Origin of the sequence: Bacillus sp. EKM501B, assembly GCF_011800505.1 — a bacterium.
GTDB lineage: Bacteria > Bacillota > Bacilli > Bacillales > Bacillaceae_G > Bacillus_A > Bacillus_A cereus.
The window spans coordinates 785,688-799,122 of record NZ_JAALFZ010000002.1 but is presented as its reverse complement, the minus strand read 5'-3'; the positions used below and the strand labels follow the sequence as shown (position 1 = coordinate 799,122).

Sequence of the window (13,435 nt, the reverse complement as noted above, 5' to 3'; positions counted from 1 at the left end):
TGTATTTCACATGACTTTGTCGATAGAAAATTAAAGGAATTTGTCTTAAAAGTCAAGAAATTTAAACTATAGCTGTTCATTGAAGGGAAGTGAGCGCATGAAGCAGACGAAACAAAAAGTAATTGATGCGGCAATATCGTTGTTTAATACGAAAGGTTATGATGGAACGTCGGTGCGAGACATTGCAAAGCGAGCGGATGTGAATGTAGCGAATATTTCATATTATTTTGCTGGGAAGCAAGGTTTATTAGAACAGCTTATTACTGATTTTTTAGAAGGATATATTCATGTGATTGAAATGTCGTTTGAACAGAGAGAGTATTTGTCGGCTAAAGATGTGATGGTGCAAATGGTGCGAGGGATTTTACGATATCAATTTGAAAATAGAGAACTAACACGTTTCTTCTACCGAGAGCTTTCGCTTGATACGACATTAATTCGTGAAGTGATGACCGTTTATTTTTCTAAAGAAAGATATTATATAGAACAAATGATTAGACAAGGACAAATGAAACAAGAATTTCAGAAAGTATCATTTACAATGTTTATGACGCAATTAAAAGGTATGATAAATATGCCGTTTTTATATCCACAATATATATCAGAAGTACTGCATTCTTTCCCGTCTGAGACATTTTTTATAGAGATGTACACGAAAGAGATTGAGCAATGGATGGAACAAGCATTATGTAAAGCGAATATGTACCATGAATGGCCAAGAGCTGTTCATATGTGAAGAATCCCCACCTAACGAACTGAGGTGGGGATTTTTATGTTTACTTTTCTTTGCCATAAATTGTTACATAATAGCGCGATAATTGTTAATGCAGCTCCAGCGATTTCAATTTTATCGACTGTATAACCTCGAAAGATAGAACCAATCAGTGCAAGGATAGGAACTAAATTCATAAATAATATGCCGTTAATAGATGAAATATAGCGATTTCCCATATTCCAGCAAAATACAGCGATAACGCCTGCGATAATCGACATATAAAAGAGTTCAAAACGAACGCTCACAACTGTACGCAGTGACGGCATAGTAACTATATTTGTGTACGTTAAGAAAGTAACAATAACGATGAGTGAAATGGAGCCAAATAAACAAGTTAATGTCGTGTACCTAAGTGGTGACCAAGATTGAAAACGAGCACCCCCGTTTGTATAAATGACCCAGCAAGTAACGCCGCATAGCATCAATATATTTGTTGATAAGTGGCTTGCAGCTCCAAATAGTAATTCAATATTTCCTTTTGAAATGACAAGCATAACACCAAGTAATGCAACGAACATACAAAGGAATGTATAGTTTTGTGGGCGGCGATTTTTCGTTATCCATTGCAGTGATAAGGCAATCAGTGGCATAAGGGATTGAATCATAGCTGCATGGATTGCTCCGGAAGGTCCGGCAAGTTGTTGTCCGTAGAAAACGAGAAAACCATACCCCGCGAAACCGACTGTCCCGTAAAAGAATAGAGAAAGTGTTCTTTTTTCTAAGCGGAGTGAAGTCTTTCCTTCAGTAATTAATAGCAAAATAAGAAAAATAATAGCTGCTGATCCATAGCGAAGCGTTGTGAAGAAGAATGGATCGATAAATTGCAGAGCATTTGCCATTACAGGAAACATAAATCCCCAGGCAGTGACGGCGAGTAAGCATAGAAAGGATCCGAGTAGCATTTGTTTTTTGTTCAAGAGTATCTTTCCCCTTTACATTTCGTTATAGTAAGTTGATGAAATAAGTATAAAGAGTAATTGTTTATAGGAGGAAATATCGATTTCTTATAACGGTTATAACTTTTTGTTAGAGGTGTGTACGATGGATTTGGAGGCAGTACGATCGTTTATTGAAGTGAAGCATACGCGAAGTTTATCAAAGGCAAGTAAGATTTTACATATATCTCAACCAGCGCTTAGTAAACAAATTCAAAAGTTAGAAGCGGATTTAGAGGTTACTTTACTTAAACGTTCTGCGCAAGGAGTAGAGTTAACGGAGGCAGGAGAGTTATTTATAAAAAGAATGTTACCAATTTTGGAGCAAATAAATGAAGTGAAAACAGAAATGAGGGGGTATCAAGAGAACCGGAAGTTTTCAATTGGTATACTACCGAGTTTAGCGGAGCATTACATATCAGAATGTAAAGATATATTAGGTGATGAGTTCGAAGTGGAATGGCAAATCGGACATACGGAAGTATTAAGAGAGTTATTTAAAGCACGGGAGATTGACGCGATGTTCATCGATTCAGTAGTAGAAGGTGCTACGTATATAAAAGAAGTGCAACAAGAGAAAATTGTTTGTGCTGTTTCAAATAATCATCCGTACAAAGAGAAGATAGTCATTCAAATAGAAGAGCTGCACAATGAAAAATTAATTGTATATCCAGAAATATGTGATGTAAGGAAAATGATTATGAACATGTTTCATGAAATAGGTGTAAAACCAACTATAGCTGTGGAAACATCTTACGCAGAACCGATGCTTGCAATGGTAAAAGCTGGCCTTGGTATCACGTTACTTCCAGAAAGGGCAGTAGAGCAGTCTGTAAGGCAAGGAAATGTACATGTAATTTCTGTTGAACCACCACTCATGCGGAAAATTTATTTCGTATCCCATACGAAAGATTGTTTGTTATTACAATCATTTGAGGATAGGTAGTGAGGTAGGCGGAATATTGAGAAAGATTACAATCACATTGAAAGAAACATGAAATTTTAAAAAAAACTAGGTCAAAAACAAACCATTACATGGTATGATTAGTACATTGTTAGTTGTTAAATATAGGGGAATTCCCTTTTTATACATAATGCCTTCCATTTCATAAACGGAACGGACAAAAAAAGAGATATAACTAGGAGGCTTTTTTGCATGGATTCTATCCTGACGATCGTTATCATTGTAGTAAGCTCTATTCTAGTGCTGCTCATGATAGAGCTTGTGATAAGAAATCGTTCATATAAAGATATTGAAGCACTGGAGCAGTGGAAACAAGAGATAAAAGATAAACCTGTGGCAGATGAACTAAAACGGGTAAAAGATTTAAACATGACGGGTCAAACAGAAGAACTGTTTGGTAAATGGCGTGAAGAATGGGATGAAATTGTATCAACAACCCTTCCGAAAGCTGACAAAGATTTAGCGCAAGCGCGAAAATTCGCCTCGCAATTCTCCTTCCGAAAAGCAAAGCATGCGATGAACGAATCCATAAGTGGTTTAGATGACGCTGATAATCGTATTACGGACATTTTAAATGAATTACAGCAATTGTTAGAAAGCCATGAGAAAAATAGCTCGGAAATTGAAGGGTTACGTGATACATATCGTAGTATGAAAAAGAGTGTTCTTGCTCATAGACATATGTATGGAGCAGCAGAGCAGAAAATCGAAGAGATGCTAGACGCTGAATCTGAGAAATTTAAAACCTTTGAAGAAGCGACAAACAATGGCGACTATTTAAAAGCGAGAGAAATTGTTATTAGTTTGGAAGAAGGTTTAGCAGATTTAGAAATCATTATTCACCAAATTCCAGATTTATTGGTAGAGTGTCAAGCGACGTTACCAGTTCAGCTGGAAGATTTATTACACGGACACAATGATATGGTAAGACAAGGTTATGTATTAGATTATTTGGAAGTCCCTAAAGAAGTTCGCGATATGACGAAACAACTACAAACATGTTTAATGGATATACAGGAGCTTCATATAACAGAAGCGGCTGAAAAAGTAGAAAACTTAAAAACACGTTTAGATGGCTTCTACGATCAACTGGAACAAGAAGTACATGCGAGACATTATGTGGAGCAAAAAACACTTTCTGTTTATGATGATTTAGAAGAAATGCGCATCGAAACGATTGAAACGAAAACAGAAACACAACTTGTGAAACAAAGCTATCAGTTACAAGATAAAGACATTGAGTCTCAAAAAGTAATTGAAAAGCAAATGCACATTTTAACGAAACGTTTTGAAATGCTACAATTACGCGTTGCAGAACAAGATATTGCCTTCTCTATTATTCGCGAGGAACTAGAAGAGGTTTATGAGCAATGTGAAACGTTAAAAGTACTTCATGCAGAATATAAAGAAATGCTGCAAACGATGCGCAAAGAAGAATTTGAAGCACGTGAGAAGTTACAAGAAATGCGAAATACTATTTTCGAAACGAAACGCTTTATGCAAAAATCGAATTTGCCAGGTCTTCCAGAGAGTATTATGGAAGATTTAAAAAGAGGGCAAATGGCAATGCAAGCTGTATATGAACAATTAGAAGTGAAGCCGTTAAATATGAACGCTGTAAATAGCAGTTTAGAAGAAGCATATACAACTGTGAATGGTGTGGCTGAAATGACAGAAGAGTTAATTGGACAAGCGTATTTAGTGGAAAAATTAATTCAGTACGGTAACCGTTACCGCAGTCATGATGAAAACCTAGCAGAAAGTTTAAATTATGCTGAGAAATTATTCCGTGAATACCAATACGATGCAGCTTTAGAACAAGCGGCTTCAGTATTAGAGCAACTTGAACCTGGCGTTGTTCAAAAAATAGCTGAATATGTAGACAATGAACAAACCCTTTCATAAAAGGGTTTGTTTTTTTATGTAATTTTGCAGGCGATGTTGCTATAATGAATAGCGGAATACAGCAAGGTTATTCGTTTCAAAATAAAGTGAAACTGTAATCGGTGGGAAGATTCATCCCCACTGATTACTAGCCTTCACCAATCGGGCATTTACGGGCAGTTAATCTCCCATCTAACTTCTTTGCTCTAACTGGATTTTGAGGTGAGAGTCTTATTGCCCGTTAACGCGGGATAAAGTGAAACTGTAATAGGAGGGCATCCTCGCCAATTATTAGCCTTCACCAATCGAGATAAAACGGAACCTTTGCGTAGTCTTAGCGTAATGACACGTATTTATGATATGATTATACGATGTGATAGCGCTGAAAGGGGAAGAACGATGATCTATTTTGATAATAGTGCGACGACTAAGCCATATCCAGAAGCTCTTCAATCGTACGTGACGGTTGCTGGGAAATATTTTGGTAATCCTTCTTCTATTCATTCGCTTGGAGGAGAGGCAGAGCGTCTATTAACACAATCAAGAACGATTGCAGCGCAGCTTCTTCGTGTTAAACCTTCTGAAATTATTTTTACATCAGGTGGAACGGAAGGGAATAACCTTGCGATTAAAGGGATAGCGATGAGGAATCGTTCGCGTGGCAAACATATCATTACAACAAATATTGAACACGCGTCTGTGTTTGAGGCATATAAGCAATTAGAAGAACTCGGGTTTGATGTAACATATTTACCGGTTAACGAGCATGGTGTTGTATCGGTAGAAGATGTGAAACGAGCGCTTCGTGAAGATACGATTCTTGTGTCAATTATTCATGTGAACAACGAAACTGGAGCAATTCAACCCGTTGCTGAAATTGGAACGTTATTATCGAATCATCCGAAAATAAGATTCCATGTAGATCATGTACAAGGGATAGGAAAAGTACCGCTTGATTTATATGCTTCTCATATTGATCTTTGCTCAATATCTGGACATAAATTCCACAGTGTAAAAGGAACGGGGCTTCTTTATGTACGCGATGGCGTAAGATTAGATCCGATTTTATCAGGTGGTCAACAAGAGCTTAAGTATCGCTCTGGTACAGAGAATTTACCTGGCATTGTAGCGATGGTGAAAGCACTTCGCATGACAATGGAACAAGTGAAAGAAAAGGTAGCTCATTTGCAAAGTTTACAAGCAGAGCTTGTTCGTTTCTTTAAAGAGATGGAAGATGTAACGATTAACACGTCGCTTGCATATGCAGCACCGCACATTTTAAATGTATCATTTGTTGGTTTAAAACCAGAAGTAGTCGTTCATGCTTTAGAAGAACACGGTGTATATGTGTCAACGAAATCTGCTTGTTCTTCAAAAGCAAATGAAGTGAGCAGAGTGTTAGTGTCAATGGGAGTGCCGCATGCAGCAGCTGCAAGCGCTATTCGTATTAGTTTGGCACCAGAAAACACAATGGAAGAAGTAAAACAATTTGAAGGTATTGTAAAAGAGACGCTGCCAAAATTATATGAAGTGATGAGGTAAAGAAATTATGTTGAAATATGAATATATTTTAGTGCGTTATGGAGAAATGACGACAAAAGGTAAGAACCGTTCTAAATTTGTAAGCACATTAAAAGATAACGTGAAGTTCAAACTGAAAAAATTCCCAAATATTAAAATCGATGCAACACATGACCGTATGTACATCCAATTAAATGGCGAAGATCATGAAGCGGTATCTGAAAGATTGAAAGATGTATTTGGTATTCATAAGTTTAACTTAGCGATGAAAGTACCATCAGAATTAGAAGACATTAAAAAAGGTGCATTAGCAGCTTTCTTACAAGTAAAAGGCGATGTGAAAACATTTAAAATTACTGTACACCGTTCTTATAAGCATTTCCCAATGAGAACGATGGAATTATTACCTGAGATTGGTGGACACATTCTAGAAAATACAGAAGATATTACTGTAGATGTTCATAATCCAGATGTAAATGTACGTGTAGAAATTCGCAGTGGTTATAGCTACATTATGTGTGATGAGCGTATGGGAGCTGGCGGTTTACCAGTTGGCGTTGGCGGAAAAGTAATGGTACTTCTTTCTGGTGGTATTGATAGCCCAGTAGCAGCTTACTTAACGATGAAACGTGGCGTATCTGTGGAAGCAGTTCACTTCCATAGTCCACCTTTCACAAGTGAGCGTGCAAAACAAAAAGTAATCGATTTAGCGCAAGAGTTAACGAAGTATTGTAAACGAGTAACGCTTCACCTTGTTCCGTTTACAGAAGTGCAAAAAACAATTAATAAAGAAATCCCATCTAGCTATTCAATGACGGTTATGCGCCGTATGATGATGCGTATTACAGAACGTATTGCTGAGGAGCGTAACGCACTTGCAATTACGACTGGTGAAAGTCTTGGGCAAGTAGCAAGCCAAACGTTAGATAGTATGCATACGATTAACGAAGTAACAAACTACCCAGTTATTCGTCCGCTTATTACGATGGATAAATTAGAGATTATTAAAATCGCTGAAGAAATCGGCACGTATGATATTTCAATTCGTCCATATGAAGATTGCTGTACTGTATTTACACCAGCAAGCCCAGCGACGAAGCCGAAACGTGAAAAAGCAAATCGTTTTGAAGCGAAATACGATTTCACACCATTAATCGATGAAGCTGTAGCGAACAAAGAAACAATGGTATTACAAACGATAGAAGTAGTGGCGGAAGAAGAAAAATTTGAAGAACTTTTCTAAACCATAAATTACCATATCTAAAACGTGTATGAAGTCATGTTATTTATCACACTCTATACTCACAAGGAGGTGATATAACATGTCACGTAGCACAAATAAATTAGCGGTTCCTGGTGCTGAATCAGCATTAGACCAAATGAAATACGAAATCGCTCAAGAGTTTGGTGTTCAACTTGGAGCTGATGCAACAGCTCGCGCTAACGGTTCTGTTGGTGGTGAAATCACTAAACGTCTAGTTTCACTAGCTGAGCAACAATTAGGCGGTTACCAAAAATAATCCCATATGATGGCTTAGAAAGAGCGGGTTCTCCCGCTCTTTCTTTTTTGTGTTGCCATTTGTCGGTAAGTTGATGTAATTTCATTTAGTAATTCGACAGAACTGAAAAATTTGTCAAAAGAAGAGGGTTCAAAATTAACAGAAAATTCTTTATTATATAAAGGAGGCATAAAGAAAAGGGAGGATATTTTATGAAGAGAGAAGAATTGTTGGCGCCACCGTCTTATAATTTAGTTTCTGAAATAGAGAAATATACAGGTGATAAAGAGAAGTTAGCTTTAATTTGGCAAGATGATAAAGGGAATCGAAGGGAAGTTACATACGCTGAATTAATGCAAGGTGCGAATAAAATTGGAAACGCTTTTATAAAAAGTGGTTTGCAAAAAGGGGACAAGCTTCTCATTATGATGCCGCGTTTAATTGAAGCGTACATGACGTATATTGCTGCTATTAAAGCAGGATTTGTCGTAATTCCAAGCTCGGAAATGTTACGTAAAAAAGATATAGAATATCGAATTGGACATGGAGAAGTAAAAGCGATAGTAAGCTATGAGCCGTACATTAGGCAGTTTGATGATATAAAAGCGATGGAATCTCTTCAAAAATTTGTCCTGAGCGAGCAGTCAGTAGATGGATGGATTAATTTAAAAACAGCATTAGAAACAGAGAGTGACATGTTAGAAATGGCGAAGACAGATAAAGAAGATATGGTCTTTTTATCTTACACGTCAGGAACGACAGGAAATCCGAAAGGTGTCGTTCATACACATGCGTGGGCATACGCTCATTTACGTACGAGCGCTCCAAATTGGCTCGGAATTGAAGAGAATGATATTGTATGGGCAACAGCTAGTCCAGGCTGGCAAAAGTGGATTTGGAGCCCGTTTTTAGCAACGCTAGGATCAGGGGCAACAGGATTTGTATATCACGGTAAGTTTGAACCGAAAACATACCTGAACTTATTAGACGATAATAAGGTGAATGTGCTTTGTTGTACACCGACTGAGTATAGATTAATGGCAAAGGTAGAAGATTTAAGCCAGTACAATTTAGAGGCGTTACATAGCGCTGTATCAGCAGGTGAGCCATTAAATAGAGAAGTCATTGGAACGTTCCAAAAGCACTTTCATATTACAGTAAGAGACGGCTATGGGCAAACGGAAAATACATTACTTGTTGGTGTAATGAAAGGGATGGATATTAGACCAGGATCAATGGGGAAACCAACGCCAGGTAACCACGTCGATATCGTAAATGAGGAAGGTACTCCGGTTAAAGTAGGCGAAGTTGGTGATATTGCAGTTCACATTGAAACGCCGGCCCTCTTTAAACAATATTACAAAGACGATGAACGTACAGGGATGCAATTCCGCGGTGATTATTATATTACAGGTGATAAAGCGAAGAAAGATGAAGACGGCTACTTCTGGTTTGAAGGGCGCGGTGATGATATCATTATTAGCTCTGGTTATACAATCGGGCCGTTTGAAGTAGAGGATGCACTTGTAAAACATCCTTACGTAAGAGAATGTGCAGTTGTCGCAAGTCCTGATGAAATTCGTGGAAGTGTCGTGAAGGCATTTATCGTATTAAGAGAGAATATAGAAAAGAACGAAGAAACATTAATTCCAACACTCCAACAACACGTCAAAGAACTTACTGCACCATATAAATACCCTCGCAAAATTGAATTTGTAGATGAACTACCAAAAACGATTTCTGGAAAAATTCGCCGTATTGAACTTAGAAAACAAGAGATGGAGATTCCGTCAAAATAATTTTGAAAACAGTGAAGTAAATAGTTGAATGAAATGCAAAACAATGATAATATAAAAACGAACACAAGTTCGATTTTATAAACTTAAAAAAGAGGTGTCCGTATGATTTTAGGTATTAATCCGTACTTAGTTTTAGATGGTAGTGGGCAAGAAGCTGTACAGTTTTATAAAGAGGCTTTAGATGCAAAAGTAGAAGTCATGCAAACTTTTGGTGACATGCCTGAAAATCCAGAATACCCGATTCCAGCTGAAGCGAAAGAGCGCGTTTTACACGCTACTTTAAAAGTTGGTAATACGGATCTTATGATTTCTGATACATTCCCAGGTCAAGGACATGCAATCGGATCTCAAGTAACAATCGCAATTCAAATTAGTAATGCAGAAAAAGCAAAAGAAGTATTCGATAAGTTACAAGAAGGTGGAGAAGTTATCATGCCACTTCAAGAAACATTCTGGAGCCCAGCATACGGACAAGTAAAAGATAAATTTAATATTGAATGGCAAGTTACAACGTCTACTACTGAACAAAAGTAATTTTTAGAAAAGCACCATGTTTTGAACTGGTGCTTTTTTTTATACAATAAAAAATAAAGGAGATGGGATATATGGGAGAAATTTGGTATGGCGGCACCATTTACACAATGAGAGAAGAAAATGAAAAAGTGGACGCTGTTTACGTTGAAAACGGCATAATTGTTGATGCTGGTAATAAGGGAGAATTAGAAAGCAGATATTCAAACGTAAAGTTACATGACCTAAAAGGAAAAACAATGATTCCAGGTCTCGTTGATAGCCATATGCATCTTATTGGGCATGGAGAGAGATTACTCCGTCTAGATTTATCAAATTGTACATCTTATAGCGAAGTACTGGCTCTCGTTCAGAAGCAAGTGGAAGAAGCTCCAAAGGGCTCTTGGATTATTGGAGAAGGATGGAATGAAAATAACTTTACAGATACGAAAGATGTTCACGCGCGTGATTTAGATGAAATTTCGAAAGACCATCCTATTTTATTAAAGAGAGTTTGTCGTCACGTTACATGGGTGAATTCATACATACTGCAAGAAGCGAATATAACAGAAGCGACAGAAGATCCAAAAGGCGGGAAAATTGGCAGAGATTCATCAAATAAGTTAACAGGACTTTTATATGAACAAGGGCAAGAATTAATTAAACATGTTCAGCCAGAAATTGATGAAGCTTATTTACAAAGAGCTCTGCAAACAGCGATTAAAGATTGCTGGAAATACGGACTTGTTGGCGGGCATACGGAAGATTTAAATTATTATGGTGGTTTTAGAAAAACGCATAATGCGTTTTCTCATGTGATAAAAGAAATGCCATTTAAAGCCCATTTGCTCGTTCACCATGAAGTAGCACATGAACGAAAAGAATATGAAAATGAACATTATATTGAATTTGGGGCAATGAAAATTTTTTCTGACGGTTCTTTTGGCGGAAGAACAGCATTATTAAGTGAACCGTATGAAGATGCGAAGGAAACGAATGGGGTTGCGATTTTCTCATGTGAAGAACTTGCAGAATTAGTGAAGAAAGCACGAGATTTACATATGCCAGTTGCGATTCATACTATCGGTGATTTATCGCTTGAATATGTCATTGATGCACTCGAATTATATCCACCAGCAAAAGGGTTACGTGACCGCATTATTCATTGTCAGCTTGCTCGTGAGGAGTTAATTGAAAGAATGAAAAACTTGCAAGTCATTATAGATATACAGCCAGTCTTTCTTTCATCAGATTTTCCGTCAGTCATTGAAAAACTAGGAGAGCGCCGTCTTCGTTATGCGTATGCTTGGAAGACATTACTGGAAGCAGGGCTACATTGTAATGGTGGCTCAGATGCCCCCATTGAACAAGTAAATCCGTTTCTAGGTATATATAGCGCTGTTACACGTAGAAGTTTTATTGACGGTGTATGCTATATGCCTGAGGAAAGATTAACGGTATATGAGGCTGTTTCTTTATTTACAACAGGAAGTGCCTATGCAATTGGAAAAGAAGCGAAGCGAGGGCAAATTACAAAAGGATATGAAGCAGACTTTACAATATTAGACCGCAATATGTTTGAGATTGAGGCAGAAGAAATAAAAGAAGTAGAAGCAGAAATGACCGTAATAGATGGCCAAGTTGTCTATAGAAAAGATGCGTAAAAATATATGAGCGATTTTCGGAATATATCGACTGTAACTCGAAATATATAAGCGATTATTGAAATATATCTACCGTAACTCGAAATATATGAGCGATTATTAAAATATATCGACTTACCGACAAAAACTGACAAGAATAACGGGTGGATAGTAAGAGAGTATTGTCCGCGCCAATCGGAGTAAATAAATAACCGCAGAATTATGGAATTCCATAATTCTGCGGTTATTTTAATCCTATAAAAACGTTCTCTGTACTTTTTCCCAGAAAGAATTGTTTTTTAATTTAACGGTTTTAATTTGTTTATCGCTTAAGCGTACAACAGCTTTTTCCACTTGTTTAATGCTAAGCGCTTCGTTATCCATGCCGATAACAGGATAATCGTTACCGTCTGGTCTTAGTTTTAAAGTTAATGTACGTTCGTGATTTAAAATGAAAGGTGAACCGAGCGTACGGTAAGTGTTGTTGTTTAAAGATGCTAGTTCGCTTACTTGGAAACATGGAATAAGTGGGTCAACAACTGCGCCATGCAATGATTTATTGTAAGCAGTACTTCCTGTTGGGGTAGAAACTACTAAACCGTCACCTCTAAATGTTTCGAAATATAAATCATCAACGTGAACATCTACAACGAATGTTTTTATAATACTAGAACGTAATGAGAACTCATTTAAACAATGGAAAGATGTACTGTGATCTACATCTACCTGAATTGTTGGATATTTACGCACTTCAATTTCATTTTTTGTAATTTCTTGAAGGGCTGTATCAACGTGATCAATATGGAAATCGCAGTAGAACGAAGTTTCATCTTTCGTAGAAATCCCTGCGTATAAGCAATCTTCCCTAAAACCAGTTTTACGAACGGCTTGTAAGAAGGTTGCATCATCTCCAACACTGACGATAGCGTTTGCATTTTTTGGATGATCTAATATGGTAAATCCATTCTCTTCTAAAATACGATAGATTGGTTTCATTTTTTCAACGAGCGTTGCTTTGTCATCACCATAAAAGAAAAATAAATTGCGACGATCTGCCATTATGTATCCCTCCACTGCAGTTAAATTTTCTGTTTTTCGTGCTACATATCATTAGAGTCCGTTCCCTGATGATATGTTCAAATAATATATTTCGATATAAAATGTCAAAATACCTTTTTATTTTTAGAAAAATTTTTATATTCAATCTTATAGAACTCTGTTTAATGATGAATAAAGTTGTCGATAATGGGTACGGAGTGAAAGGATGATACGTATGAAGTGGCTCGTAATTGGAATAATAATTCTTCTTCTTTTTATTTTGTTTATACTATTGTCAAAAATAAAGCTTAAGGTGACATTTTTATATTCAGAAATGGAAAAGAAATGTTTGCTTCAAGTGAAAATATGGATGATTCGATATACATTTGATGTGTTGGAAAGAATTGAAAAACAGCAGAAAAAGACAGGACAGAAAATCGAAAAAGCTGAAGAGGACGGCGGACTCGATAATAAAATTATGGCGCAACTTGACAGCATTGGTGAACTGATAAAAAAGCTTCAAGAAGTTCATACTATTGTTAAAGATTTTCTCAAACGAGTGAAAATCAATGGTTGGAAATGGCATACACAAATTGGAGCAGGCGACGCAGCTAGTACTGGAATTGTCACTGGATATGCATGGGGGACAAAAGGTATGGCTGCTGGAGTTGTCGGACAATATATGCATATTGTCGACGTACCAGAATTTGAAATTACCCCAGTTTTTCAAGGAAAAGGATTTGCATCAAGATGTGAGTTAACAGCATCTTTTCGTATATTCCGCACTATAAAAACAGCGGTGAAATTGCTCATATTTATGAGGAAGCAAAGATCTGGTATGACAGAAAAATCTGTTCAAGCATAGGG

The 13,435-nt window shown here is 37.0% G+C and carries 12 protein-coding genes; 10 read left to right on the top strand and 2 right to left on the bottom strand.

Annotation, left to right across the window (positions count from 1 at the left end):
- The first annotated feature begins 97 nt into the window (after positions 1 to 97).
- Complete coding sequence (gene refZ / locus HFD78_RS08955; protein ID WP_000814921.1) at positions 98 to 736, top strand: forespore capture DNA-binding protein RefZ; 639 nt, start codon at positions 98 to 100, stop codon at positions 734 to 736.
- An 11-nt stretch (positions 737 to 747) separates the two neighbouring features.
- On the opposite strand, the gene HFD78_RS08950 is transcribed toward refZ, so the two are convergent.
- Positions 748 to 1,692 (bottom strand): DMT family transporter, encoded by a 945-nt coding sequence (locus HFD78_RS08950; RefSeq protein ID WP_002101415.1) that lies wholly within the window; start codon positions 1,690 to 1,692, stop codon positions 748 to 750.
- A 124-nt stretch (positions 1,693 to 1,816) separates the two neighbouring features.
- On the opposite strand from HFD78_RS08950, the gene HFD78_RS08945 reads away from it, so the two are divergent.
- The 8 genes from HFD78_RS08945 (at position 1,817) to HFD78_RS08910 (ending at position 11,551) form a co-directional block, all read left to right on the top strand.
- On the top strand, positions 1,817 to 2,656 hold the full coding sequence (locus tag HFD78_RS08945) for a LysR family transcriptional regulator (protein ID WP_000362532.1): 840 nt from the start codon (positions 1,817 to 1,819) through the stop codon (positions 2,654 to 2,656).
- A gap of 210 nt (positions 2,657 to 2,866) precedes the next feature.
- Entirely contained in the window at positions 2,867 to 4,579 is a 1,713-nt protein-coding gene (gene ezrA / locus HFD78_RS08940; RefSeq protein WP_000377305.1) for a septation ring formation regulator EzrA, read from the top strand.
- 378 nt (positions 4,580 to 4,957) lie between these two features.
- Positions 4,958 to 6,100: a cysteine desulfurase family protein gene (locus HFD78_RS08935; RefSeq protein WP_000638991.1), complete on the top strand. Its 1,143-nt coding sequence runs from the start codon at positions 4,958 to 4,960 to the stop codon at positions 6,098 to 6,100.
- 7 nt (positions 6,101 to 6,107) lie between these two features.
- Entirely contained in the window at positions 6,108 to 7,322 is a 1,215-nt protein-coding gene (gene thiI, locus HFD78_RS08930) for a tRNA uracil 4-sulfurtransferase ThiI (RefSeq protein ID WP_000922340.1), read from the top strand.
- A 79-nt stretch (positions 7,323 to 7,401) separates the two neighbouring features.
- Positions 7,402 to 7,599, top strand: a complete 198-nt coding sequence (locus HFD78_RS08925) for an alpha/beta-type small acid-soluble spore protein (RefSeq protein WP_000091640.1) — start codon at positions 7,402 to 7,404, stop codon at positions 7,597 to 7,599.
- A gap of 191 nt (positions 7,600 to 7,790) precedes the next feature.
- Positions 7,791 to 9,377, top strand: a complete 1,587-nt coding sequence (mbcS, locus tag HFD78_RS08920) for an acyl-CoA synthetase MbcS (RefSeq protein WP_098005920.1) — start codon at positions 7,791 to 7,793, stop codon at positions 9,375 to 9,377.
- Positions 9,378 to 9,479: 102 nt separating this feature from the next.
- Entirely contained in the window at positions 9,480 to 9,911 is a 432-nt protein-coding gene (locus tag HFD78_RS08915; RefSeq protein WP_000600350.1) for a VOC family protein, read from the top strand.
- Between the two features lie 71 nt (positions 9,912 to 9,982).
- The gene (locus HFD78_RS08910; protein WP_061654597.1) at positions 9,983 to 11,551 is read left to right on the top strand and encodes an amidohydrolase; all 1,569 of its coding nucleotides are present in this window, start codon (positions 9,983 to 9,985) and stop codon (positions 11,549 to 11,551) included.
- 234 nt (positions 11,552 to 11,785) lie between these two features.
- Here the strand turns inward: HFD78_RS08910 and HFD78_RS08905 are convergent, their stop codons facing one another.
- Positions 11,786 to 12,589, bottom strand: a complete 804-nt coding sequence (locus tag HFD78_RS08905; RefSeq protein WP_000785186.1) for an NAD kinase — start codon at positions 12,587 to 12,589, stop codon at positions 11,786 to 11,788.
- Between the two features lie 205 nt (positions 12,590 to 12,794).
- Between HFD78_RS08905 and HFD78_RS08900 the strand changes: the two genes are divergently transcribed.
- Positions 12,795 to 13,433 carry a DUF2953 domain-containing protein gene (locus HFD78_RS08900; RefSeq protein WP_002101410.1) on the top strand — a complete coding sequence of 213 codons (639 nt, stop codon included), beginning with the start codon at positions 12,795 to 12,797 and terminating at the stop codon, positions 13,431 to 13,433.
- Positions 13,434 to 13,435 lie beyond the last annotated feature (2 nt).

Coding starts and splice junctions, on each gene's coding strand:
- refZ (WP_000814921.1), top strand. CDS start 98: ATGAAGCAGACGAAACAAAAAGTAATTGATGCGGCAATATCGTTGTTT.
- HFD78_RS08945 (WP_000362532.1), top strand. CDS start 1,817: ATGGATTTGGAGGCAGTACGATCGTTTATTGAAGTGAAGCATACGCGA.
- ezrA (WP_000377305.1), top strand. CDS start 2,867: ATGGATTCTATCCTGACGATCGTTATCATTGTAGTAAGCTCTATTCTA.
- HFD78_RS08935 (WP_000638991.1), top strand. CDS start 4,958: ATGATCTATTTTGATAATAGTGCGACGACTAAGCCATATCCAGAAGCT.
- thiI (WP_000922340.1), top strand. CDS start 6,108: ATGTTGAAATATGAATATATTTTAGTGCGTTATGGAGAAATGACGACA.
- HFD78_RS08925 (WP_000091640.1), top strand. CDS start 7,402: ATGTCACGTAGCACAAATAAATTAGCGGTTCCTGGTGCTGAATCAGCA.
- mbcS (WP_098005920.1), top strand. CDS start 7,791: ATGAAGAGAGAAGAATTGTTGGCGCCACCGTCTTATAATTTAGTTTCT.
- HFD78_RS08915 (WP_000600350.1), top strand. CDS start 9,480: ATGATTTTAGGTATTAATCCGTACTTAGTTTTAGATGGTAGTGGGCAA.
- HFD78_RS08910 (WP_061654597.1), top strand. CDS start 9,983: ATGGGAGAAATTTGGTATGGCGGCACCATTTACACAATGAGAGAAGAA.
- HFD78_RS08905 (WP_000785186.1), bottom strand. CDS start 12,589: ATGGCAGATCGTCGCAATTTATTTTTCTTTTATGGTGATGACAAAGCA.
- HFD78_RS08900 (WP_002101410.1), top strand. CDS start 12,795: ATGATACGTATGAAGTGGCTCGTAATTGGAATAATAATTCTTCTTCTT.